General features: G+C 41.5%; 24 protein-coding genes. 21 read left to right on the plus strand and 3 right to left on the minus strand.

Annotated features, from left to right (window positions below):
- Positions 1–201 precede the first annotated feature (201 nt).
- From AC6CHU_RS15865 to AC6CHU_RS15880, 4 genes are all read left to right on the plus strand, one after another.
- Positions 202–2,778, plus strand: coding sequence for a DEAD/DEAH box helicase (locus AC6CHU_RS15865; RefSeq protein WP_159867506.1), 2,577 nt, complete (start codon positions 202–204; stop codon positions 2,776–2,778).
- Between the two features lie 18 nt (positions 2,779–2,796).
- The gene (locus AC6CHU_RS15870) at positions 2,797–3,639 is read left to right on the plus strand and encodes a deoxyribonuclease IV (RefSeq protein WP_159867503.1); all 843 of its coding nucleotides are present in this window, start codon (positions 2,797–2,799) and stop codon (positions 3,637–3,639) included.
- Between the two features lie 186 nt (positions 3,640–3,825).
- A complete protein-coding gene (locus AC6CHU_RS15875; protein WP_159867500.1) occupies positions 3,826–4,818 on the plus strand; it encodes an LLM class flavin-dependent oxidoreductase in 993 nt (330 codons plus the stop codon).
- Positions 4,819–4,903: 85 nt separating this feature from the next.
- Positions 4,904–5,365, plus strand: a complete 462-nt coding sequence (locus AC6CHU_RS15880) for an SRPBCC family protein (RefSeq protein ID WP_159867497.1) — start codon at positions 4,904–4,906, stop codon at positions 5,363–5,365.
- Between the two features lie 38 nt (positions 5,366–5,403).
- Here AC6CHU_RS15880 and AC6CHU_RS15885 read toward each other — a convergent pair whose 3' ends face one another.
- A complete protein-coding gene (locus AC6CHU_RS15885; protein WP_236566260.1) occupies positions 5,404–5,886 on the minus strand; it encodes a ribonuclease H-like YkuK family protein in 483 nt (160 codons plus the stop codon).
- Positions 5,887–6,136: 250 nt separating this feature from the next.
- Between AC6CHU_RS15885 and AC6CHU_RS15890 the strand changes: the two genes are divergently transcribed.
- The 9 genes from AC6CHU_RS15890 to AC6CHU_RS15930 all read left to right on the plus strand — a co-directional run bounded on the left by AC6CHU_RS15890 (position 6,137) and on the right by AC6CHU_RS15930 (position 14,637).
- Positions 6,137–6,580 (plus strand): YndM family protein, encoded by a 444-nt coding sequence (locus tag AC6CHU_RS15890; protein WP_159867492.1) that lies wholly within the window; start codon positions 6,137–6,139, stop codon positions 6,578–6,580.
- Positions 6,581–6,755: 175 nt separating this feature from the next.
- The gene (locus tag AC6CHU_RS15895; RefSeq protein ID WP_159867472.1) at positions 6,756–8,117 is read left to right on the plus strand and encodes a DEAD/DEAH box helicase; all 1,362 of its coding nucleotides are present in this window, start codon (positions 6,756–6,758) and stop codon (positions 8,115–8,117) included.
- Positions 8,118–8,140: 23 nt separating this feature from the next.
- Positions 8,141–8,725: a branched-chain amino acid aminotransferase gene (locus AC6CHU_RS15900; RefSeq protein ID WP_159867469.1), complete on the plus strand. Its 585-nt coding sequence runs from the start codon at positions 8,141–8,143 to the stop codon at positions 8,723–8,725.
- A 147-nt stretch (positions 8,726–8,872) separates the two neighbouring features.
- A complete protein-coding gene (gene desA / locus AC6CHU_RS15905; protein WP_159867466.1) occupies positions 8,873–9,916 on the plus strand; it encodes a Delta(5) desaturase DesA in 1,044 nt (347 codons plus the stop codon).
- A 90-nt stretch (positions 9,917–10,006) separates the two neighbouring features.
- Complete coding sequence (locus AC6CHU_RS15910; protein WP_159867463.1) at positions 10,007–11,143, plus strand: sensor histidine kinase; 1,137 nt, start codon at positions 10,007–10,009, stop codon at positions 11,141–11,143.
- Positions 11,140–11,739 (plus strand): response regulator transcription factor, encoded by a 600-nt coding sequence (locus AC6CHU_RS15915; RefSeq protein WP_159867460.1) that lies wholly within the window; start codon positions 11,140–11,142, stop codon positions 11,737–11,739. The genes AC6CHU_RS15910 and AC6CHU_RS15915 overlap by 4 nt, the downstream gene beginning before the upstream one ends.
- A gap of 431 nt (positions 11,740–12,170) precedes the next feature.
- Positions 12,171–13,268: a branched-chain amino acid aminotransferase gene (locus AC6CHU_RS15920; protein ID WP_159867454.1), complete on the plus strand. Its 1,098-nt coding sequence runs from the start codon at positions 12,171–12,173 to the stop codon at positions 13,266–13,268.
- 113 nt (positions 13,269–13,381) lie between these two features.
- Complete coding sequence (locus tag AC6CHU_RS15925; RefSeq protein WP_159867451.1) at positions 13,382–13,648, plus strand: DUF1292 domain-containing protein; 267 nt, start codon at positions 13,382–13,384, stop codon at positions 13,646–13,648.
- A 77-nt stretch (positions 13,649–13,725) separates the two neighbouring features.
- Entirely contained in the window at positions 13,726–14,637 is a 912-nt protein-coding gene (locus AC6CHU_RS15930; protein ID WP_159867448.1) for a CBASS cGAMP-activated phospholipase, read from the plus strand.
- Between the two features lie 31 nt (positions 14,638–14,668).
- Here the strand turns inward: AC6CHU_RS15930 and AC6CHU_RS15935 are convergent, their stop codons facing one another.
- Complete coding sequence (locus tag AC6CHU_RS15935; protein WP_498122277.1) at positions 14,669–15,805, minus strand: glycosyl hydrolase family 18 protein; 1,137 nt, start codon at positions 15,803–15,805, stop codon at positions 14,669–14,671.
- A 273-nt stretch (positions 15,806–16,078) separates the two neighbouring features.
- On the opposite strand from AC6CHU_RS15935, the gene AC6CHU_RS15940 reads away from it, so the two are divergent.
- Positions 16,079–17,086, plus strand: a complete 1,008-nt coding sequence (locus AC6CHU_RS15940; protein WP_236566266.1) for a DUF438 domain-containing protein — start codon at positions 16,079–16,081, stop codon at positions 17,084–17,086.
- Between the two features lie 28 nt (positions 17,087–17,114).
- On the opposite strand, the gene AC6CHU_RS15945 is transcribed toward AC6CHU_RS15940, so the two are convergent.
- Positions 17,115–17,924, minus strand: coding sequence for a hypothetical protein (locus AC6CHU_RS15945; protein WP_159867443.1), 810 nt, complete (start codon positions 17,922–17,924; stop codon positions 17,115–17,117).
- A 328-nt stretch (positions 17,925–18,252) separates the two neighbouring features.
- On the opposite strand from AC6CHU_RS15945, the gene pepF reads away from it, so the two are divergent.
- From pepF to AC6CHU_RS15980, 7 genes are all read left to right on the plus strand, one after another.
- Positions 18,253–20,040, plus strand: coding sequence for an oligoendopeptidase F (pepF, locus tag AC6CHU_RS15950; protein WP_159867440.1), 1,788 nt, complete (start codon positions 18,253–18,255; stop codon positions 20,038–20,040).
- Between the two features lie 165 nt (positions 20,041–20,205).
- Positions 20,206–21,219: a glycosyltransferase gene (locus AC6CHU_RS15955; protein ID WP_498122279.1), complete on the plus strand. Its 1,014-nt coding sequence runs from the start codon at positions 20,206–20,208 to the stop codon at positions 21,217–21,219.
- A 20-nt stretch (positions 21,220–21,239) separates the two neighbouring features.
- Entirely contained in the window at positions 21,240–22,289 is a 1,050-nt protein-coding gene (gene selD / locus AC6CHU_RS15960) for a selenide, water dikinase SelD (protein ID WP_201306567.1), read from the plus strand.
- Positions 22,290–22,350: 61 nt separating this feature from the next.
- Entirely contained in the window at positions 22,351–23,253 is a 903-nt protein-coding gene (gene phnD / locus AC6CHU_RS15965) for a phosphate/phosphite/phosphonate ABC transporter substrate-binding protein (protein ID WP_159867437.1), read from the plus strand.
- A gap of 32 nt (positions 23,254–23,285) precedes the next feature.
- Positions 23,286–24,020, plus strand: a complete 735-nt coding sequence (gene phnE / locus AC6CHU_RS15970; RefSeq protein ID WP_396398729.1) for a phosphonate ABC transporter, permease protein PhnE — start codon at positions 23,286–23,288, stop codon at positions 24,018–24,020.
- Positions 24,021–24,032: 12 nt separating this feature from the next.
- A complete protein-coding gene (gene phnC / locus AC6CHU_RS15975; protein ID WP_159867431.1) occupies positions 24,033–24,806 on the plus strand; it encodes a phosphonate ABC transporter ATP-binding protein in 774 nt (257 codons plus the stop codon).
- Positions 24,807–24,844: 38 nt separating this feature from the next.
- Positions 24,845–25,456, plus strand: coding sequence for a polysaccharide deacetylase family protein (locus AC6CHU_RS15980; RefSeq protein ID WP_159867428.1), 612 nt, complete (start codon positions 24,845–24,847; stop codon positions 25,454–25,456).
- Positions 25,457–25,535 lie beyond the last annotated feature (79 nt).

The raw sequence follows: 25,535 nt of genomic DNA on the forward strand, positions 1-25,535 counted from the left end.
CTTTCTCCTCCTAAGTTCGCAACTTGTCTTGAATTCAAGATGTTTTAATTCTAAACAAATTATATGCCGCTTCGAGTTTTATGTCAATGATATTTTTTGAAAAGATGGTAAAATGAAGACTACTTAAATTTTCAACATCATACATAACCTAAGTCATAATGATTACATCATTTATCAATGATGTTTAAAGGGGAACGGATCATGAATCAGCTTGAACATATATACAATAATGCTGAAGAGCATACAAAAATAAAAATTCTCGAGGATGTCGACCGTTATCTGGGCAGTCAGGAATCGATGCCCTCTTATAAGGAATATCTTTCGGAAAGATTTCATTATATTGATCAAATCTGGGTGAATGTGTGGCTGAATAAAATCACCGCCAAAATATCCAAGCAGGAAAAAAAGAAATATTTAAATGAGAAAGGGTACGACACCGAAAATGTTGACAGGAAAATAATCAATCACCTGTTCCGGACTGAAATGAGGGACTACCAGCCTTTTAACAGCTTGGAATGGCTTAATGACTTATTTGAAAGTAATGATGAGGCTTGGTCTGAGCGCTATGAAAAGGCAAGAGCTCATTATCTGCAGAAAGCAGAAGAAGAGCTTCTTCAGCGAAAAAAATACTTAATTCGTGACAATATCGAAAAGAGCATAGATGCAATTATTGAAAAAGATTATAGCCTTCTTTATCTTCATGTGAGATATTTGGCATCAAAGCAGCTGGTCTCAGATATGAAAAATAAAATAAGGTATCATAAGGTGGATACCTTCGCGCTTGAAGAAAAGCTTGAGGAAACTGGCTGTTTTAATGCTGAAGATTATACTGTTTTGGGAGAATTTTTCGAGGAGCTGACAGGGAATATTCATAAAGCCTTGCATTGGGGAAAAGGCTACTTTGAATATGAAACATATTACTATGTTTATAAAACCCATATATCAGGATTTATTTCTGACTCTCTGCAGACACTCATCCTGCAGAACCTTCCGCAGCATCTATTCGAAGAATATGAAGATGCATATAATAAACCCCTGACTGGGAAGTCTGTGAAAAAGCTGATTGCCCATACTCTTCAGAATCTTAATGATAGCTTTTTTGAAACCATTCAGGAGGAATATGTTGAAGATTTATTTAAGCTTGCCGATATTCCATTTGATCCTGAAGTGCATCAGGAACAACTAGAGAAGGATATTGCAGACCGGGAAAGAAAAAGAGCAGAGGAACTGGCTGAACAGCAGCGGAAGAAAGAGGAAGAAGAACGCATGCTCGAATATATTTTCAGGCAGGAATATAGTCCTTCAGTGGAACGGGCCACAAAATATGTTCTTCATATTGGAGAAACCAATACCGGGAAAACCCATCACGCCCTTGAAGGCATGAAATCTGCCAGCAGCGGACTGTATCTGGCGCCTTTAAGGCTTTTGGCACTCGAAGTATATGATAAATTGAACCGCGATGGTGTGCCCTGTTCCTTAAAGACCGGGGAAGAGGAGAAGACAGTTGCCGGTTCACATCATCTATCGAGCACGGTAGAGATGTTCTACGAAAAGGATCATTATGACGTCATTGTTATCGATGAATCACAGATGATTACGGATAAAGACAGAGGATATTCCTGGTATAAAGCCATAACTAAGGCAAATGCCAATGAGGTCCATATTATTGGAAGCCGAAGTGCCAAAAGCATGATGCTGCAGCTTCTTGGCGACGCAGATATTGAACTGAATGAATACAGCCGGGATATTCCTCTTGAAGTTGAAGCAAAGGAATTTAAATTTAACCATGTCCGAAAGGGAGATGCCCTTATCTGTTTTTCAAGAAAAAGAGTGCTTGAAACCGCCTCAAGGCTTCAGCAGGAAGGGCATTCCGTCAGCATGATATATGGAGCAATGCCTCCAGAAACCAGAAAAAAACAAGTTCAGCGTTTTATTAATGGGGAAACTTCCGTCATCGTTTCTACAGATGCCATTGGTATGGGACTTAACCTGCCTATCCGGAGAATAGTGTTTCTGGAGAATGATAAATTTGACGGAACGAAAAGAAGGACCCTTACATCCCAGGAAGTGAAGCAAATTGCCGGGAGAGCAGGACGAAAGGGTCTTTACAATATTGGAAAGGTTGCTTTTACAAAAGATATCAAAAGAATGAAAGCCCTGCTTGAAATGGAAGATGCACCAGTACACAGCTTTGCCATAGCCCCAACCAATACCGTATTTGAAAGGTTTCAAAGGTATTTCAGGGATCTTGGGACATTCTTTGAGCTCTGGGATAAGTTTGAGAGCCCAAGAGGAACAAAAAAAGCGGCATTAACAGAGGAGAGGGAACTATATGAAAGGATAAGGGGCACAGAAATTGAAGCCAAGCTTGGCTTAATGGATCTGTATGGCTTTCTCCACCTGCCTTTCTCTAAAAAAGAAAATGATCTTGTCCGCCAATGGGAAGAATCGATGTATGCCATTATTTACGGGGAGGAGCTTCCAGAGCCTAGAATCAAGAACCGGAACCTCGAAGAGCTGGAATTGACCTACAAGGCGATAGGCCTACATTTGCTGTTCCTGTATCGGCTAGAGCAGAGAACCGAAGCATTATATTGGGAACGATTAAGGGAAGAAATCAGCGACCATGTTCACGAAAGATTAAAGACCGATATTAAAGAGCTCTCAAGAAAATGCAGAAAGTGCGGCAAGAAGCTGCCATGGGAACACGAATACCAGATCTGTGATGAATGTCATTCTTCGCGTTCCAGAAGAAGATACAGTTATTATAGAAGGTAATGAACGGATGGGATATGGATGTTATTTGGCTGTCATGTAAGCATAAGGAATGGTTATTTAGGAGCGGGCAAGGCTGCAAAGGCCATGAATGCGTCTGCCTTTCAGTACTTTCCAAAGAATCCAAGAAGCTTGATTGTAAAGGACTTTAATCAAGAGGATGCAGCTCTTTGCAAGGCTTACTGCAAAGAGCATGACATCTTTTCGATTGCACATACTCCATACCCAACCAGCCTGACACCCAAGCCGGAGAAGCAGGAACTGACGGTAAAGTCTCTGCTGAATGACCTTGAAATTGCCAATGCATGCGGCTCGGCAGGAGTGGTTGTCCATTTCGGAAACCCAATCAGCAGCAAGGATCCGCTTGCAGGCTATCAATTAATGATCGAAATGCTTAATCAAATCCTCTCCCGCAGTGAAGAACAATGCCTAATCCTCCTTGAGAACACTGCTGGCTATCCTGGGTCAATGGGTACCACAATGGAGGAGCTTGTACAGGTTCGGAACCTGTGTGAACACCCTGACCGGATTGGCTTTTGCCTGGATACTTGCCATGCCTTTTCCAGCAATCTCTGGAATGGAGAAAATCTTAAAGAATTTCTAAAAAAAGGGGAAGAGCTTGGCTACTTCGAGCATCTTAAAGCCATTCACTTTAATAATTCCAAATTTCCGGCAGGCTCCGGCAAGGATAGACACGCCAATATTTTGAACAATGGCTTTATTACCGAGAAACAATTTGATCAGTTTGTCAAAGCTGATCCCTTTCGAAAAATGCCTTTCATACTGGAAACACCTTCGGACGAAGGACTTGAACATCATGAAGAAATAGAACTTCTCATTCATAATTGGGGAAATCTGCAATAAACGAAGGAGCCTGCTGTTTAACAGCAGGCTTTAATGATGCCGGTATTAATGCCATACAGCAGTCTTCATGTCCATTGAACTTTTTCTTATGAAGAATAATATCTTTCGAATTAAATTCTACTCACTTATCAAATTCGATGCTTGTTAAATGGCGGAGAATTAAAATGGCGAAAGAGGGTATAAACAGTGAAACTAAGCATTTTAGACCAGTCACCCATTTCCTCGGGATACTCAGCCAAAGAAGCACTGGAAGCTTCAGCAGAGCTTGCACAAACAGCAGAGAAGCTGGGCTTCACAAGATATTGGATTGCAGAACATCATCATTTATCCGGCTTTGCCAGTTCTGCTCCGGAAATCATGCTGAGTTATATCGGTGCAAAGACCAAAAAAATACGGATTGGTTCAGGTGCCATATTGCTGCCATATTATAAGCCATACAAAATCGCGGAATTGTTCAATATGCTTGCTGCCTTGTTTCCCGGAAGAGTGGACCTGGGAATCGGACGAGCACCAGGAGGATCGGCAGAAGCGTCCATGGCACTCTCAGATAATTTCCTAGAAGGTGTACGCCAAATGCCTGAAAAGGTGAAGGAGCTTCTTCAATTTTTAAATAATGACTTTCCTGATAACCATATGTTTGCAAAAATATCAGCTTCACCTCTGCCGGAAATCCGCCCGGAACCCTGGTTACTGGGAACAAGCCTGAAAAGTGCTTTAATGGCTGCAGAATGTGGAACTGCTTATGTATTTGGCCATTTTATGAGTGAAAAAGATGGAGAAGATATCATAAAGCAATATAGGAAGAATTTCATTGCTCGGGGAACTTTACAGACACCAAAAGTTATATTGACTGTCTCGGCAATATGCGCTGAAACAACACAGAAAGCTGAAGAGCTGGCACTCAGCAGTATACTTTGGAAAATAAAAGCAGAAAACAATGAAGGCACTGAGGGGATTCCTTCGATTGAAGAAGCAAAGAACCATTTTAGCAGGCTGGGTATGGAGCCAATTATCAATAGAAAGCACGATATCATTGGTAGTCCTAAAGAGGTTGCCGAGCAGCTGAAGGATATGAAGCACAGGTACCAAGCAGATGAAATCATGATTGTAACCCTTGTTCACCAATATGAGGACCGTTTGCGTTCATATGAGCTTATCGCCAAAGAATTAATTAAATAAACTAAAAAATAATGAATCTCCCCTGGTTCGTTTGAATACATATTCATGGAAACCAACTTATGAAATTTACAAAAGGGGCGGTAACATGGCAAGCTGCATACATCAGGCAGAAGTAAACATTCCGATATCGGCAATATGGAACTTTGTCAGCAATATCGGAAACTGGGCACCATTAGTGCCTGGATATATTGCTCATGAGGTACTGAATGACAAAGAGTCGACATGGAGCTTTAAAACCGATATGGGGATCATTAAGAAGAAAATTGAATTAAAGGTAGATATAACAAGCTGGCAGGAGCCAACAAAGGTTACCTTTCAATTAACGGGACTGAATGAGAAGTTTTCAGGTCATGGTTATTTTCTTGCAGAGAAGAGCGGGAATAAGAAGAATATTATAACAGGATCACTTGAGATATCAGCAGAGGGCATGATGGCTAAAGTAGCTAACTCTTTGCTTAATACATCACTTCCTGAAATTACTGCGGAACTGACAGAGGCTGTGGCATTAAAGGCCGAGCAGGAATACAGGGAGCATGCTGGAGTATAATTTGCCTAATAAAAAGAACTCATTTGCCTTGAGTTCTTTTATTTCGTATATCGATTTGCGTAGCTGGAGGCGACGAATGCTTCCGGCTTTATTTTTGGCTCGAGACCGATTGATTGGATCCTCGACACCATTTCTTTCACAAATTCCCTTGTTTTATTTCGTTTTCCAGAGCCGATGTCCATATGCCCTTCCATCGAAAATGATCCGCCTTTATAAAGGAACGGCAGAACTATTTCAATCATTTTGTCTTTGCAATCATCTGTAAACAGCGAGACCACTTCTTCTGTCAGGGAGGTTTCATAGGAGATTCTCTCATGAAGATGCAGCATTTTCCTTGGTATTACCGTTTTTCGAATACATGCCCAGGCGCCTTTTCGCTGATTTTGTATGACAATACCGGTTATAAAAACGGTGCGATTGTAATGCACCTGTGAATCTGTTCCAATCATCAATCTGAAGTTTCCATCAGGATTCCTCTTCATAAAGAGTAAAATACGGTTGAATACCTGCTCAAATGTCATATTCCTCTCCTGAAGATTTTGAAATGTATATTCAGCATTCACCTATTATCACCACATTAAGTATTTTGTCTCGGAGTAACACTCTTCCACAACCTTTAACAATAATGTAATCCTAGTTACTGCCATTATATTGCCGGACACTGAACAAGTTGTTTACTTTTTTGAAAAATTTTGTATTAGTCCCGGTGTACAGAAAATGAATGGGAAACACCATGTTGATAAATGCTAAAGAAAAGGAGGAGGTGTTCCTATGAACAATACACTTATTTTAATACTTAAACTGGCATCTGCCCTGATTGCCTTTGCCATTGCGCTTGATTTATTTTTCGATGCGACATTCGCCGAAATTCTCTCTTTCAGTATTCTGGTAACAGCTATGTCGTATTTGCTTGGAGACCGCATTATCCTCCCGCGGGTTGGAAACCGGAATGCCCTTATTGCTGACTTTTTCTTAGTTTATGCATCCGTTTGGGTGTTTGGGAGTGTGCTGCTTAACAATTACTTGCAAATCGCATGGGGGAGCATCATTTCAGCAGGTATAATCACCCTTTCCGAAGTTTTTGTACACAGATTCCTTGTAAACAAAATGGAAATTAGAGAAGAGCAAGGGGGCGGCCAATCTGCTCTCAATTCGCGCCTGGCATACGGGATGGAAATGGCCGAAGAGAGAGAGCCTACAAAGGACTGGGAATAATTTTCTGTATGTTATGAAAGCCCGCTGAAGGCCTTTTGGCCTGAAATGGGCTTTTTATTTTGAAATAGCCTTTTTTAAAATTTCGCCTATAGAATGCTTGCTATTTTGCGGCTAAACACACAATATAAGTAAGGGCATAATTAATACAGAACTAGAAAAGAAAGTAGGGTTATACTTGCAGGAATTTATAAAACTTGGCATTTCAGAAGAGCTAACCGGCGTCCTCATGCAAAATGGAATAGCCAAGCCAACACCTATTCAGGCTCAGGCGATCCCAGCTGTTATGGAAGGAAAGGATGTAATCGCCCAGGCTCAGACAGGAACAGGCAAGACATTGGCATTTATTCTGCCTATACTCGAGAAAGCGGAATCGGATGCCGGCCATATTCAGGCTCTGATTGTCACACCAACAAGAGAACTGGCATTACAAATAACGGACGAGGTACTGAAGCTGACGAAAGACAGTGATCTGGAAGTCTTAGCTGTCTATGGAGGACAGGATGTAGATAAACAGCTGAAAAGGCTGAAAAAGAATATCCAGATTGTGGTGGGGACACCCGGCCGGCTGCTGGACCATATTAAACGAAAGACGATTGATTTATCAGAAGTGAATTTTTTAGTTCTGGATGAAGCCGATCAAATGCTGCATATAGGCTTTCTAGATGAAGTTGAGAGAATCATTAAAGAAACGCCTGACAAAAGGCAGACAATGCTTTTTTCAGCAACAATGCCGGCAGAAATAAGAAAACTGGCAAACAAACATATGAAAGAGCCTCAGTATATCCAAATTGAGAAAACACAGGGGCCAGCCCATTCAGTTAAACAAATAGCAATACATACTGTCGACCGCGCCAAACAGGGTACGCTGATACAGCTGATCCAAACCCATAGACCATTTTTAGCCGTGATCTTCTGCCGTACAAAACGAAGAGTAACTAAATTATATGAAGTGCTGAAAGCGAATGGTTTTGATTGCGATCAGCTTCATGGGGATATATCACAATCAAAACGCGAACAAGTAATGAAGCGATTCAGGGATGCGGAGATACAGCTGCTGATTGCTACGGATGTAGCTGCTAGAGGGCTGGATGTTGAAGGGGTCACACATGTGTTTAATTATGATATTCCACTCGATCCTGAAAGCTATGTGCACCGCATCGGGAGAACCGGCCGGGCGGGCATGAAGGGGCTTGCCATCACGTTTTATTCTTCTGCAGACAAGCCGCTCCTTGAAGAAATCGAAAATGGGCTGAAAATAAAAATCCCTAAGCAAAACATTGGCAATAGCAACGACGATCAACAACCTGACGCAGCACCTAAAAATAAGAGGCATGATCCCAAACGACAAACTTCCGCTGGCAAAAGAAATGACAGAAGAAAAGGCAGACAATCACAATCAAGGGATGATAAGTTTTCCCCTAAAAAGGGGAAAAGAGGGGAAAGCAGTTCATCTCGAACAGGCCGCACAAAAACCCAAGGGAAAAAGAAGCACTCTCCCAATGCTTCAAGAAATTCATCAAAGAATCGGGGAAGGTAAATATACTATAGGAGGAGAGCAATTTGTTAAAAGAACGGATGAGAAAGCACTTGCTAGAACAGCCTGCCGAGCTTTATAAAGAAGAAAAGGAATATGCCCAAAAGCTTAGTCTGCTGCAGAATGATGCATCAGAAATTAAAAATCCGGCAGATCGTTTTAAGGATGCTTATATTGAAAGAGGAGATAAAGAAACAGAGGAAGTTCTCGGACAGGAACCGGCCAGCTTTTTGGATCAGCCAATAAGCTACTTCAAAAATCATATAAATGAATTTTTGTACTTGGAGTCGAAGTGGTTTGACCTGATCGGAGCGGATGCTGTTTCCTTTGAAACAGATGATGTTTTTGGCAACTATGAAATAATGCTGGGACTGAAGCTGCCAAAAAAAGCGGAATCAGCTATAAAAGCATTTATAAATGAAAATACTCTTACTAGTACACCAAAATTCAGCCTGATGTTCAGCCCTCAGGATGGGCTATGGGATTTTAATTTTTCATTGAATGACCTTCAAGGCTTTAAAGAGGAACTAACTATACAAGATGCCTATCTGTTGGTCTATAACTTCCTTTTTAACCTTGTGTCAGAAGTGGAAGATACCCGCAATAAATAAATTTTTGTAGCCAGTTATTAGGATGAGCTCTTAATTTTTTGTCCAAACCATGATAAATGTCATGGTTTGGACATGACACCTATGTCTACACACTAATCTGCAAACCCTTTATTATTAAATTAACGTCATGATGAAGGGAATTAACAAATGACTTCTAAACAAAAACAACTCAACTTAAAAAAACAAATGGCACCTTATGAAAAATCGGATTTATCAAAAAGCATTATGCAGCTGGTCAATACGCTGGGACCTTTTTTCCTGCTCTGGTTCCTTGCTTATAAGAGCTTGAGCATTTCTTACTTGCTGACACTTGGCATATCTGTCGTTGCTGCAGGTTTCCTGGTCAGGATCTTCATTATTTTCCATGATTGCTGCCACCATTCCTTTTTCAAAAATCGCCAAGCAAACAAGATTATTGGCACAATCACAGGAATACTGACCGTTTTTCCTTATCACCAGTGGCAGCATGACCACAATGTTCACCATGCAACCAGCGGGAATCTGGACAAGCGCGGAACAGGTGACATCTGGACTTTAACAGTGAAAGAATACCAGGATGCGTCATGGTCAACTCGCGCAGCATACCGCATCTATCGTAATCCGTTCGTTATGCTGGGATTAGGCCCTATTTATGTATTTCTGTTAAAAAACCGTTTTAACAGAAAAGGGGCTAGAAAGAATGAACGCATTAATACGCACCTTACAAATGCGGCCATCGCTGGTTTGTATGCGTTCATGTGCCTGGCAATCGGCTGGGAAGCTTTCCTGATGGTACAGGGTCCGATCTTCCTGATTTCAGGAGCAGCAGGGATTTGGCTTTTCTATGTACAGCATACATTTGAAGATTCCTATTTTGAAGAAGATGATAAGTGGGAGTATGTCAAAGCTGCTGTAGAAGGAAGCTCTTTCTACAAGCTGCCAAAAGTGCTTCAGTGGCTTACAGGGAACATCGGCTTCCATCATATTCATCACTTAAGCCCGCGCGTTCCTAACTATAACCTTGAAAGCGCCCATTATAATACAGCTGAACTTAAGAATGTACCGACGATTACTCTTTCTACCAGCCTGAAGTCACTTCGATTCCGCTTATGGGATGAAGAAGCCCAGGACTTCACAGGGTATGGAGCAGCAAAGCAGCCTGCCATCAGCAAAAAACAAAGCAGAGCTAAAACGGCATCTGTTAAGCCGTAAACTGAATGTATAAGCTGAATAACAGCTCCTTTGTGGTATGATTGCAAAGGAGCTGTTTATTATTCCAAGAATAAAAAGAGGGTACCTCATATGTTTAATAAATATATAACTGCATTAAAAAGTTCAGGCATTTCTCCATATATATGGAGTGTATTCAGCATTCTTCCGTTTTATTTCATCTTCAGATCCACATCCAAAATTGAAATTGCAGTTGGTATAATACTGACTATATTCTTCTTTATATCGCTGCGTTTTGCTTTTATATCCCGGAAATGGCCTGTCTATTTATGGACTGGCATCTTAATCAGCATATCAATTACAATGACCATTCTTTTTTCTTTTATTTACTTTGCATTTTATATTGCTTATTACAATGGCCATATCAAAAACAGAATTGCCTTTTTAACGCTCTATGTCATCCACCTGGTCGCAACCACCATATCCATAAATGTTAATTTTGTCACCCAGAAGCCATTATTTCTTCAGCAGATCCCATTTATTATCATCATCTGGATCAGTGTGATCCTGCTTCCTTTTAACATTTACAATAAGAAAAAGCAGGAAAAGCTTGAGGAACAGCTTGAGGATGCCAACAAAAGGATTGCGGACCTGGTCAAGCAGGAGGAGAGGCAGCGGATTGCACGGGATCTTCATGATACACTCGGACAAAAATTGTCTCTTATCGGATTAAAAAGCGATCTGGCCAGGAAGCTCATCAATAAAGATCCTGATCAGGCAAAAGAAGAGCTTATAGATGTTCAGCAAACAGCCAGAACAGCATTAAATGAAGTTAGAAAAATGGTTTCCCAGATGAGGGGAATCAGGCTGAAGGAAGAAATTATCCTTGTTAAGCAAATTTTAAAGGCTGCTTCTATCGAATTCATCGGGGAAGAAGATATCAAATTAAAGAATGTATCCCTGTTCCTTGAGAATATTTTAAGCATGTGCATGAAAGAGGCTATAACAAATGTAGTAAAACACAGCAAGGCGACAGAATGCCGCATCAATATCGAACAAACCTGGAATGAAGTCAGAATTACTGTCCAGGATAACGGAGTCGGCATGAACCCCTCTACAGATGTAGGCAAGGGATCCGGTCTTCTTGGCTTAGGGGAGCGGCTGGATTTTGTCAATGGAAGCCTTGATATTGTATCTGAGAATGGAACAACGATTATAATGAGAGTACCTACAGTCGTGAAGGAACCAAACAAGGAGGAGAGGGCATGATAAAGATCGTCATAGCTGAAGATCAGCGGATGGTGCTGGGTGCTTTAGGATCTCTGCTAAATCTCGAAGATGATATGGAGGTCATTGGGAAAGCTTCGAATGGAAAAGAAGCCATATCCCTCGTCAAAACTCTTAAACCGGATGTATGCATCATGGATATTGAGATGCCGGAAAAAAGCGGCCTGGAAGCAGCTGAAGAATTAAGAGACACCGGCTGCAAAGTTATTATTCTGACAACCTTCGCGAGGTCAGGCTATTTCCAGCGGGCCCTAAAGGCTGGGGTAAGAGGGTACCTATTAAAAGACAGCCCAAGTGAGGAGCTGGCCAGCTCTATCAGAAACGTTCTCAAAGGAAAGCGCATCTATGCCCCTGAATTAATGGATGATGTCTATGGCGAAGAAAATCCTCTGACAGATCGTGAAAAAGAGGTGCTGGAGCTGATTGCTGTAGGCAAAAACACGAAAGAAATTGCCGCCCAGCTCAGCATTAAAACAGGAACTGTCCGTAACTATATCTCTGCTATTCTTGATAAGCTCGAAGTAACGAACAGGATAGAAGCCATAACCCAGTCGAAAGAGAAGGGCTGGTTTAAGTAAAATCTGCCTTATGAAAAAAGACAGCAGCCTATTAAGGCTTTAGCTGTCCTTTTTCATTTTCTTTATTTCTTCCATCACTATGAAGGCAAGATCATCATTTCCGAACAGGGATAGAACACCAAATTGTCAATTCGTATTGACAATTAAATAGGAGAATATCATAATATTAGAAAAACTTATATAATCTTTAACAAAGAACTGCACTACTGCCTTGAAGTAGAAAAGAGCGAAAGGCAACCTGAACAAAAACAGTATAGGAGTCTTTATCAATAACTTCAGCTGTTTAACATCCATATTGGTTGTTGCCGGGAAGCAAGCCCTTTCGTCCACGCTCGGAGGATGACTGGGCGTTTTTATTTACCCTCTTTTAAGAGCAGCACGTAAAGCAGGAATAAGGTTTTTAAATCATCTACAGATAGGGAGTTTTGAAAATGTCAGAATTTAAAATTGAAATCAACCACACACCTGAGAAAAAACAAAAACCTGCATTTGATAACCTGGTGTTTGGCAAGAATTTTACGGATCATATGTTTGAAATGGATTATACTGCCGGACGGGGATGGCATGACCCAAGAATTGTTCCTTACCAGCCGCTTTCTCTCGATCCAGCTGCAATGATTTTCCATTATGGGCAGAGTGTCTTCGAAGGGTTAAAAGCCTATCTTACCATTGATAATGAGGTGCTGCTCTTCCGTCCCGAAAAGAATATGGAAAGACTGAATCAATCAAACTCCAGGTTATGTATTCCAGAAATTGATGAAGAGCTTGCTCTTTATGCCTTAAAAGAATTAATTTCAGTTGACCGTGACTGGATTCCGAATGTTGAAGGAACTTCACTTTATATCAGGCCATTTGTCATTTCTACAGAGCCTTATCTTGGAGTGGCCCCATCAAAGAGATACAAATTCATCATTATTCTTTCTCCTGTCGGCGCTTATTATAAAGAAGGCATCAATCCTGTTAAAATTGCTGTCCAAAACGAATATGTCCGTGCAGTAAAAGGAGGAACAGGTACAGCTAAAACTGGAGGAAACTATGCAGCGAGTCTAAAAGCACAGGAGCTTGCTGGCTTAACGGGATATTCGCAGGTTCTATGGCTGGACGGCAAAGAAAATAAATATATTGAAGAAGTGGGAAGCATGAACATTTTCTTCAAAATTAACGGAGAAGTTGTTACCCCAGAGCTAAATGGAAGTATCCTGGAAGGAATCACGCGAAATTCTGTACTTGAGTTACTTAAATACTGGAATGTGCCGGTGTCGGAAAGAAGAATTTCCATAGAGGAGATCTACCAGGCACATGCGGATGGCCAGCTGGAAGAAGCTTTTGGAACAGGCACGGCTGCTGTAATTTCTCCAATTGGCGAATTTTTCTGGGACAACAAGATCATTGAAATCAATGAAGGGAAGACCGGGGAATTGTCCAAGAAAATATATGATAAACTGACAGGCATTCAAAAAGGAACTGAACCGGATCCATTTGGATGGAGTGTAAAAGTGGAAAAAAAAGAGGCAGCAGGAATTAAATAATCTCCAAAGTAAGGGTCGGCACCGTAAAGCCGATCCTTTTTCTATTTTAGGCATGAAATTCCTCTAAAACGGGAAAATATAGAAAGAACCTAATATGGAGAGGAGATTAATAAATGGACAAAATAGAAGTCGGAGAAGTTTTTACAATCAGTGATGAGAATGATCAGGAAATGGAAGTGGAGGTCCTCGCATCGGCAGAGGTTGATGGCAATCAATATGCTGCTGTCAGCTTTGTAGAAGACCTTGAGGAAGACACAGAAGAAGATATTGACGTGTTCTTCTTAAAACTGGATGAGGAAGGCGACTTTACACCCATTGATAACGACGATGAATTTAACAAAGTATCTGCCGTTTTCGATGAAATGATACAAGAGGAATAAGAGAGAAGGAAAGATCCTTCTCTCTTTTACATACGCCAATCTTCTAGAGAACGATTAGGGAAACTGCAGGTGATCCAATGAAAATATTATGCATTGATGGCGGCGGAATACGGGGTGTTTTTGCCGTAAGCATTTTGAAAGCTCTCGAAGAAGAACTGAAACAGCCTGCAGGCGACTATTTTGATATAATTGCAGGCACGAGCACCGGATCGATCATAGCCTCTTCACTGATTCTGAAAAAAGATATGAGGGAAGTCCTGAAAGGTTACGAAACATTCGGGAAAAAAGTTTTTGTCAAACAGGCTAAGGTTGGCCTTTTTAAAAGCGTATATAGTGATAAATATCTGCGGCGTTTTTTCCGGAAAGCCTTTGGCGAAATCGAGCTATCCGATATAAAAAAACCGCTTTTGATTCCAGCAGTCGATGTGACACATGGAAAGCCATTTGTCCACCGTTCCAATTACGGCGCCTCAGGCAATGAAAGCCTGTCAATGAAGCTTTGGGACGCCGTTCTTTCCTCCTGTTCGGCGCCTGTCTATTTCCCGCCAAACAACATCAGCAACAGTTATTTATCCATAGACGGAGGGCTTTGGGCAAATAATCCATCATTGGTCTGCATTACGGAAGCTATGCACCACTTTAAAGTGGAATTTGGAAAGATAAAAATCCTTTCGCTTGGAACCGGCCTCCAAAAAATTGACTTTACGATTGATGATAATAAATATTGGGGGGTCAAGCATTGGCTTCCTTTTCAGCTTCCGTCCATGAAGGTGACGCCAAAGCTATTGGACCTCGCTCTTCATTTATCCTCCGAATCTGTGACCTATCATTGCAGGCATCTCCTTGGAGAGAATTATCTGCGCATTAATGAAGAGCTTGGTGAAGAAATGCCATTTGATGAAATAAAGTTTGTAGAAGAATTGAAAATGCTTGGGGAGAAGGTCTACCAGGATAGACGTGAAGAGATTAGAGAGTTTCTGCTTTCATGAAAAGGAGCAGGGGATAATCCCTGCTCCTTTCTCATTTTGTATGAATCACAGAATAATACCTTACAGGTTCTTCTGTGTTTTGAAGAACCTCAGCAATCGTTCTAGTAAGGCTGTATTTCCCCTTTGCATCCAGGCCAGCCTCCCAGAGCATCATTCCGCCGAAACCGTGCTTTAAAGCCAGGGCAGTTTTCTTTTTCATTGTTGCGGATCCATTATAGTAATAGCTGACACCATTCATGCTGATCATATCTTTTGCTGCATTTTCAGGATTATTGTTTATAACAGCCTGATAAGATACCGGCTTAACGGCAGGATCCTCCGGCTGAGCATAAAGTGGAACACCCAGAACAAGTTTATCCTTGGGGATTCCTTGTGAATCAAGGAGGCGGCCCCAATAATTTACGATATTCTCCGTAAAGGAATAGGGAGAAAGATTTGCAGCATTGTATCCGCCATCCCATTGGCCGTCATATGCCATGATGTTCACATAATCTGCCTTTCTAAACATATCTGGCTCATACACAACATAACCGCTCTCTGTACCTGTTATACTATGAACCTTGGCATGAACCGCAACCGACAGCTGCTTGCCGTTTGCATGGAGCACTTCACTCAGCTGATTGATAAAAACAGCCAGGAATCTTGCATCATCTGTTGAACGCGGATGCTCAAAATCAATATCAATCCCGTCAAGGTTTTCCTTTTGAACCAGTCCTGAGAGTTCTGTTATCAGCCTGTTTCTTGAGGATTCATCCGTTATTGCCTGTTTAAAATAATCATAGGATTCTCCGCCATTGACATGAAACCAGCCGCCTACAGCAAGGAATGCCTTTACATTATGCTTATGAGCAATCGACACCATTCTCTCCAGATTGTTCCTTGCCGTCTCACCATTAAAAGAAATGCTTCCGTCCTTCTCTGGATGAATAAAAGAAAATAGGACATGTGACAAATTTGAATAATCGATCGAAGCAGGATCGCGATAATCCTGGACGTAACCCATCAGTACTCTTTCGGGATTCTCTGAAACTTCCGGAATTTCTTTTTTGGCTGGAAGTTTATGCGAGTTTGAAACCAGTAAAGGCTGGTTAAGAGTCTGTGTCCCGTTTGTACTTTTTGTATAAAAAATGCCGGCTGCAAACCCGCCGCAAAAAATAATAGCAATCATAATCAAAACTTGATATTTTCTCTTCACTGCCAGTAAACCTCCATCTTTCGATCCCTTAAAAGTGTAACAAAAAAGGGAACATGGAGGGGGTGGTAATTTATTGCTCACATTTCATTCCGGCAAAAATCAAATAACTTTTTATCAGCATATGATTCCCATCACATTACGAACTTTTCCAGCATGATACATTCCTTATAAGCACTAGTAAAAGCCTTGAATAAGGAATGAAGGAGGAGGAATTCTACAGTGAGCGAATTAATTAATAACCGTGAGATTCCGGATCAGCACAGCCATTCTAATCATGCTTATGATGAAGCTGATCCCCGTACTAAACCGGAAGAACAGCCGGGACATCCCATTCATACGTTCAAACGTGAAAATAAAGCAATTGATAAGCACCTGAAAGAAAATGTTAAGGTTCATCTCGTGGCATTCATCCAGGACGATGATGAAGAAAATGTATATGCATTATTAGAAGACTGCATCCTGCTTCTTGACCTTGATAAGCACTATAGCCGGAAGGAAAATCTGCTTTTTCCTTATCTGGAGAAGTACGGAATATATGGTCCAACAAATAATATGTGGAGCATCGATGACTTTATCAGGGACGGCATCAAGGAAGCCAAGAATCTTCTCACCCATTACAAGGGGGAGGAGAAGCAAAGGGTCATCCATGCAGTCCGTTTCGTTTTCAATGAAATTAGTGCCATGATTTACAGAGAGGAAAATATTCTTTTCCCTATGGCTTTAAAAAACCTTACAGAAGATGAATGGGTAAAGATTGCCCATGAAAGCGGCGAAATTGGCTTCTGTCTGGACGGCCCTGAAATGGAATGGAAGCCTGAACGGAAAGAGATTAAGGGAAATGCACTATCAAAAGGCTATATCAAAATGGAAACTGGCGTCTTGTCCTTAAAGCAGCTGGAGCTCTTATTCAATCACTTGCCTGTCGATATCACCTTTATTGATCATGATGACGTTGTCCGCTACTTCTCCCATGGTAAGGAAAGAATCTTTGCCAGGACCAAAGCCGTGATAGGGCGAACCGTACAGAATTGCCATCCGCCCCGCAGTGTCCATGTTGTGGAGGAGTTGCTGAAGGATTTCAGGGAAGGCCGGAAAAACTCTGAGGACTTCTGGATCAAGTTCAAAGATAAATATGTTTATATCCGTTATTTTGCCGTACGGGATGAAAACGGGCGCTATGCAGGAACCCTTGAATTCACACAAAACATCAGCCCAATCCAGAAAATCGAGGGAGAGAAAAGGATTCTTTCGTAATCCAAAAAAGCTAAGAGCCCTGCGCTCTTTAGCTTTTTTGGATTTTAGATGGATTATTTACCTTATATTGAACAGGTTCTTCGATAATGAATTCCTCGTCACAGTCTTTTCCTTTAGGTAATTTCTTTTTAACGATTTTCCCATCAAATTCGAGTTCATCACCTGGCTGAAGTTCAAATTTCTTTAATGTTTTTGAATGAGAGCACCAGCCTAGCCCTACCTCTATTGATTCATCCTCCTGAATGACAAGATCTTCAAGTATGATAACTTCATCATTGGCTTCATTGAAGTGATTCCAGCTCAGGGCAAGCTGCTTAACTTTAGCAGTAAAATGAACCTTATCTGCCGGCAATTCCAATGCAGGCTGTTTTTCCTTTTTGGCTTTTTTGGCTACCGGTTTATCACTTTTGCTGGTTTCAGCAGATTTCTTTGTTATTTTTTCAGTTTTGACACTCTCTTCTTTTGTATCTTCCTTTTCAGAAGCAAGTGAGGAGATATCCCCAAAATCAGCAGCCAGTGCTTTTCCAAAGCTTGGAGACTGCATTTCTTTAAGGTAAGCAGGGTGGATACAGCTCAGATTTCCATCCTGAAACTCGATAATGAGTGTATAATAATCGCCCGTTTCGCCGTATGTCTGATAACCTTTAACGGTTACTAGACGCTGCTGTGTTTTTTCTTTATACCAGAATTCCTTTTTTACTTCCCTTGTAGTCGATAATCCCCATTCCCTGACTTTTTCTTCATAATGGGCATCGTCCTGAAACGTTTCAAAATGACCCACTGGAGGGAAATATGGAGTATTGTTTGAGTCTTCTATATGAGGCAAAGTAATGGCCAATCCGTCCACATCCTTTCATCATTATTTTAATGGCCATAAGTGATAAAATCAAAAATGTGGAAGGGTTTTTGAGATAACTTTTGAATATAGTTAATAAAAAAGGCTGTTTTTTTAAGAGAGTTGTTTGTTTTTGAGTTCTGCCCGTTGATTGCAGCGAAAGGCACGCAGTGAACCCGGGAGGAGGAATGCAAGCCTCCCGCAGGCAGGAGTAAAGTGCCCACAGCGAAAATCTACTCAGCAATTTATACTCAGTTATGTAAAAGCAACAAACTTCACGAAAACAGCCTAAGCCTAATAAAACAACAGTATGCTGCAAAGGAGTAATAAGATGAAGACATACAAAGACAGAAATGACGTTCCGCTGTATGAAAAATGGAATCTGGAAGACATATACCCAAGCATGGAAAAATGGGAAGAAGATTACAGGCAGATTGGACAACTGGCCGATAAGCTGAAGACCTTCGATGGGCAAATCCATGATGGTCATTCCCTTTATCAATACCTTGAAAAGAAAGAAAAACTCTCTTACATATTTAATAAGCTGTATGCATATGCGATGCTGAAAACCGATGAGGACACACGGGTGACAGAATCGCAGGCCTATGTAGACAGGGCCAAGCAATTAAGCGTTAAAGTCAGTTCATCCACATCATTTTTTATGCCTTTTCTCTTAAGCCTGGATGAAGATACTCTTAAGGGCTATATTGCTGAGGAAAAGGGTTTGAAATACTTTGAGGAGGATTTGCTTGAATCCTTCCGCTATAAGCCGCACGTCCTTAATAAAGACCAAGAAGAAATCCTCTCTCAGCTTGGGGAGGCACTTTCAGTTCCCAGTCATACATTTGGAATGATGAATAATGCAGACATAAAGTTTGGCGATGTCACAAATGATGATGGCGAAAAAGTGGAACTGACACGCGGCATGTATGCGAAAATTATGGAAGAGGATGACCGGGAAAAGAGGAAAGAGGCATATAAGTCCTATTACAAGCCTTATGTGCAGCTGAAGAATTCCATTGCATCCACCCTTTCTGCCGCAATTAAAAACAATGTGACCACGGCCAGAATCCGGAATTATCCTTCAGCCCTTGAAAAGGGATTATTCGGTGATAAAGTGCCAAAGGAAGTGTATGTAAATTTAATTGAGACGACTAAAGAGAATATTGGGGCGATGCATCGGTATACTGCAATCCGCAAGGAACTGCTCGGACTTGACGAGCTGAGGCAATACGATTTGAGTGTTCCTTTAGTAAAGGGAGTTAAACCTGAAATGTCCTATGATGAAGCTTATGACACAATGTGTAATGCGCTCGAGCCTCTTGGTAAAGATTATATTACTATTCTGAAGGAGTTTAAGTCAGGCCGCTATATTGATGTGCGTGAAACTCCAGGGAAGCGGTCAGGGGCATATAACCTTGGCATTTACGGAGTTCATCCTTATATCCTTCTGAATCACCGGGATGATCTGGACAGCCTTTTTACACTTGCTCATGAATGCGGGCATGGTGTCCACAGCAAGCTGAGCTCACAGCACCAGCCGCAGATTACAGCCCGTTATAGCATCTTTGTGGCGGAAGTGGCTTCAACAGTCAACGAAGTGCTCCTGATTCATTATTTGCTGGACACAGAAAAGGATAAAAGTGTCCGCAGGCATCTCCTTAATCATTTTATTGATCAGTTTAAAGGAACCTTCTTCACCCAGGTCATGTTTGCTGAGTTTGAGATGAAAACCCATGAATTAGCGGAAAAGGGAGAACCGCTTAACGCCGAAGTATTCAGCGGAATCTATGAACGTTTATTCCGCGAGTATAATGGGGATGAAATTGTTTTTGATGAAGAAGTAAAATTCGGCTGGTCCAGGATCCCTCATTTTTACCGTCCATTTTATGTGTATAAATATGCTACCGGATTTGCGTCTGCCATTCATTTAGCAGCGAAAATTCTTGAAGGGGACAAAGAAACACTGCAGAGCTATCTGGAGTTCTTAAAAAGCGGAAGCTCTGATTATCCGCTGGAGCTGTTAAAGAAGACTGGAGTGGATCTGACTTCCCCATATCCAATTGAAAACTCACTTCAGAAATTCAGAGAGCTTGTAGAAGAATTTGGAAACGAATAGAGAATGGGCCTGTTTCTTAATAAAGAAACAGGCTTTTTTACAGTTATAACTAAAAGTGCATCACCTGAAATACATTAATGGACAGGATGAAATATTCCTGCAATAATTGATGCAAACTTTAATTAACACGAAGATCGTACAAATATAATTGTGAAGGATGAAAGGATGAAAGTACTTCTGGCAAGCCCGAATTTTCATCAGGCAAGAGGAAATACCGTAACTGTGCAGCGTATATCTGATGGCCTTAATAAGCTGGGCATTGAGACTGAAATTATTAATATCACAGACAGCTGCAAATTATCCAGCCTGCCAAAAGCCGATATCGTTCATGGCTTTAATGCTTATCGGTTTGGCCATTTTATGAAGGGGCTAGGTGAAAAACCTGAAAGATATGTCGTAACCATGACCGGCACGGATTTAAATATCGACCTTCATAATCCGGAGAAGAAAGCCGAAGTCATTCAAACTATTACCAATGCGGAAGCTATTCATGTATTTGATGAAGAGGCTAAGTTAGTCCTAGCAGGTGAAATACCTGAAGCAAAAAATAAAATTAGCGTGATCCATCAGGGCACTGTAATATTTTCGAAAGCTGGAGCGGATTATAAAAAAGAACACGGCACTTTTGTATTTTTGCTGCCGGCAGGAATCCGTAAGGTGAAGAATATTCCTTTTGCCATCGAAAAACTTAAAGTGCTATATGAAAAGAATCCCCGCATCCGTCTTTGGCTGGCGGGGCCTGTTATTGAAGAAGAAGAGGGAAATATCGTAAAGACCCTTACTGAAAGAAATAAAGAATGGGTTCAATATTTTGGCCAAATCCCGCATCACCATATGGGAGAGCTATACAGACAAGCTGATGCCGTATTGAACACATCCCATTCTGAAGGCCAGCCTGCTGCCATTTTAGAAGCAATGAATTATAAACTTCCAGTTCTTGCCGCCAATAACCTGGGAAACAGGAATATCATATCGCATCAGGAAACCGGTTTAATCTACACTAATCCGGTCGAATTCCTTGATAATGCAGACAAACTAGTGAATAATAACGAATTGAGGATTAAATTGGGGCATGCTGCCAAACTTTACATTGAGGACAGTCATTCTTCAGAATATGAAGCCAAAATACTTCAGAAAATTTACGAAACCATCTTAGAAAAATCCCCAAGTAAACAATGAATAGGCAAGGAGAGAGAAATATGTCGAGAGAAGAAATCGTAAAACTGACTTCTTTATCAACAAAAGGCGGCTGAGGATGCAAAATTGGTCCTGAGGACCTGGCGCAGGTTCTGCGTCATTTGCCAAAGTCTGTACCTGACCCAAACCTCCTGGTAGGATTGGATACATCAGATGATGCAGGCGTATATAAAATAAATGATGAAACTGCCCTTGTGCAGACACTGGATTTCTTTACACCTATCGTTGATGATCCGTACATGTTCGGCCAAATTGCTGCAGCCAATTCGCTTAGTGATATTTACGCTATGGGCGGAAAGCCTATAACTGTCATGAATATTGTAGGTTTCCCGATCAGCAAATTGGATAAAAGTATACTTGCAGACATTCTGGCTGGTGCGTCAGACAAAGTGAAAGAATCAGGTGCTGTATTAGTAGGGGGGCACTCCATTGACGACCAGGAGCCAAAATTCGGCTTATCTGTTACTGGAACCGTACATCCTGAACGGGTGAGAACCAATGCTTCGGCCAAGCCTGGTGACAAGCTGATTTTAACCAAGCCGATTGGCGTAGGCATCCTTACTCAAGCGATAAAAAGGGACATGCTGGAACAGGAAGGCATTGACTGTGTGATGGAAGTCATGGCTGCTCTAAATAAAGAGGCAGCAGAGGCTATGGATAACTACCAGGTTAATGCCTGCACAGACATTACCGGTTTTGGCCTTCTGGGACATGCCATGGAGATTGCGGAAGGAAGCGGCACAGGGATAACGATTGAAAGAAAAGCTGTTCCAGTCCTTCCAAAAACAAGAGAGCTTGCTGAACAGAATATAATTCCTGGCGGTTCTAAAAAGAATCATAAATGGCTATCCGGACGAATTCAATACGAAAATATTGATGATGTTGACCAAGTGATTCTTTGTGATGCTATAACATCAGGAGGACTTTTAATAACCGTTCCTGAATCAGAAGCTGAACCACTCCTGAATGACCTTAAGTCAAAAGGAGTAGAATGGGCTTCCATCATAGGGACAGTCACAGAACAGAATCCCGGAAGGATTACTGTTATCTAAAAAAGGACTCGCAAAGAGTCCTTTTTTACCTTCACTAAAAACAAAACAAGGAAGTGCAAACATGAAAAAATTCTTAATGCTCATAACTATCTTTTCACTGATGCTTCTGTCAGCCTGCAGTGGCAATGAAACAAAAAACACAGATAAAAATGCAAAAGAACAATCGAAAGAAACCTTCACCATTGGAGTCATCCCCGTTCAAACAGAGGGATCAATGGAAGCTGCCATGGAGAAACTGCAGTCAACATTATCGGAAAAACTCGATCGGAAGGTTGCTGTTGAAGTTTATCCGGATTATAACGGCGTAGTCGAAGCCATGAACTACGATAAAATTGATATGGCCTATTTCGGTCCTTTAACATATGTAGTTGCCCATGAGAAGAGCGGTGCAAAAGCCATCATTACACAGCTGATTGATGGAGAGCCATTCTATTATTCATATATCATTACCCACAAAGACAACCCTTGGAATTCACTTGAAGATTTACTTAAAAATAGCAATGAAACGGACTTTGCCTTCGGTGATATCAATTCAACTTCAGGATCTCTTATCCCTTCCATTGAATTGAAGGACCGTGAAGTGTACAAATCAGAGGATGATCACAGCTTTAAAAGCGTCCGATTTACCGGCTCACATGATGCTACTGCATTGGCAGTTCAAAATAAACAGGTGGATGCAGGTGCGGTCGACAGCGCCATTTATAATCAATTAGTGGATTCAGGAAAAGTAGACGGAGATCAAATTAAAACGATCTGGAAATCAGAGAAGCTTTTCCAATACCCTTGGGCTGTACATGAAAACACAGATGAAGAAACAATTAAAGCACTAAAAGAAGCGTTTCTTGCGATTGAAGATCCGGAAATTCTGGATGCATTCGGAGCAAGCGGATTTACAGAAGCAAGCAACAAAGATTATGAAAGCATCCGCCAGGCTGCCCTAAAAGAGGGACTTATTAAAGAATAGGGCTGATAAGATTGTGGTTTAAAAGACGCAGCATACTAACATATTTGGTGTTGGTTTTATTTGTTTATCTAAGTATGAGGCTAACGGAATTCGATTTATCGAAATTCAAGGACTTCCGGAATATGATAGACTTTCTGTCCCATTGGTTCCCGATGGATTTTTCTCTCCTTCCAAGGATCCTTGAAGACAGTCTGGAAACATTGGCTATGGCTTTTCTGGGAAGCTTTTTCGGTCTTATTATCGGACTTCCCTTAAGCTTTATGGCCGCTAAAAACACATCCGGCTCAAAATTTGTTTACCATATAACCAGAGTCGGCCTCAGCTTTGTCCGTTCCATTCCTGAAATTGTTTTTGGTTTGATTCTTTTGACGGCTTTAGGACTTGGTCCTTTTCCGGCTGTCCTGGCCATTATGTTTCATAACATTGGAGTTCTGGGAAAATTGATCTCTGAGCTCATTGAAGCCTCTGATCCCGGCCCTCAGGAAGCCATGAAGGCAGTTGGGGCAAAAAGCTGGTTTGCATCCCTGTTCAGCATCCTGCCTCAAATATGGCCAAATGTATTATCAAATTACTTTTACCGTTTTGAGGTTGCCATAAGGACTTCCCTTATCCTAGGCTTCATTGGCGGGGGAGGAATCGGCCAAAGACTTTTTAATGATTTTAAAACCTTCCAATACAATTCCGTTTCGCTCGATGTCCTGGTGATAATGATCATTGTTATTCTAGTGGACCTTTTCGGAAGCTATGTCAGAAACCGAGTGATATAAAGGAGGCAGGAAATGCTTGAAATTCGAAATATAACTGTCCGTTATCCCGGCATGAAGCATAACGCGCTTAATTCAATAAATCTGACGATACACCCTGGAGATTTTGTGTGTGTCCTGGGTAAAAGCGGGGCCGGAAAATCCACTCTGATCCGCTGTTTAAATAGCCTCCAGTCACCTACGTCAGGGGAAATCATCTGGGATGGCCAATCCTTTTCCGCACTTAGTGATGAACAGCTTCGGAAAATCCGCAGGGAGATGGGAATGATCTTTCAGCATTTTAATTTAGTTCCGAGATTGACTGTCCTGCAGAATGTTCTGACAGGCATGTTCGGCTACAGAAGCAGCTTTAAGAATCTCATTGGGTGGTTTACGGAGGAAGAAAAGACTCGGGCTAAACAGGTCATTGCAGAAGTTGGCTTAGCCGACTATGCCGAACGCAGGGTTGAACAGCTTAGCGGAGGGCAGAAACAGAGAGTCGGCATTGCAAGGGCTCTCCTTCAAAAGCCAAGGTTCCTGCTGGGAGACGAGCCAGTTGCCAGCCTGGATCCGGGAACTTCAGACCGGATCTTCAGCCTGCTGAAGGAGATGCATGATCGGCATGGTCTCCAAACCACCATTAATGTCCATGATGTTCAATTGGCTAAACGCTATGCTACCAGGATTATTGCCTTAAAAGATGGGGAAGTCGTTTTTGATGGCAAACCAGAGCAGTTTACAGATGATATGTATGTATTTACATACGATGCAGAAAGTTATTACGAAAAATCATATATCCCATCAACTTAAGGAGAGGAGGCAGAAAAATGGCCAATTGTCCATGAATAGTGGATAGCTCGAACGTCGTGTACGTTTCGAACGACCCTGACATCCAATTATTTAATTCCGGTCAATCATCTAAGAAAACAGTGACGCTGACTTTTGACGATGGGCCGGCAAGAGTTCTTCCGGAAATACTGGAAATATTGAAGGCTGAAAAGGTTCCTGCTGTTTTCTTCTGGCAATCACGGCTTTTATACGCTGGACGTCCATGGAAGAGAGTCCTGGAAGAAGGACATCAGATTGGAACACACTCTTCCAAGCATTCCAATCTCGTTAAGTTAACTCCGGCTGAACAATTCCGGGATCTAAGGACAAGCAAATTAAAGATCGAATCCATCACAGGTCATGAAGTGAAGCTATTCAGGCCCCCATATGGACAGTATAATGAGCATACCATTGCTGCAGCGAAAGAGCTGGGGCTCTCCACCATATTGTGGAGAATCTCGTCGATGGACTGGGAGCTTAAAGAAGAGCCTGAACAAATAATCAGAAACGTTATTGAGAACCTGGAAGATGGAGCAATCATCCTATTGCATGAATTACCCCAGACTGCAGAAGCCCTCCCTGGTTTAATTGCTGAAATCCGGGATAAGGGCTATGAATTCACTCTGCTTTGAAAAGTATCCTTATACAGGATACTTTTTTTGTGCCTTGAAAAATCCAGTATTATTTAGCTAGGCAGATTGATATATATTT

Source organism: Cytobacillus sp. GQ23, from assembly GCF_059758675.1.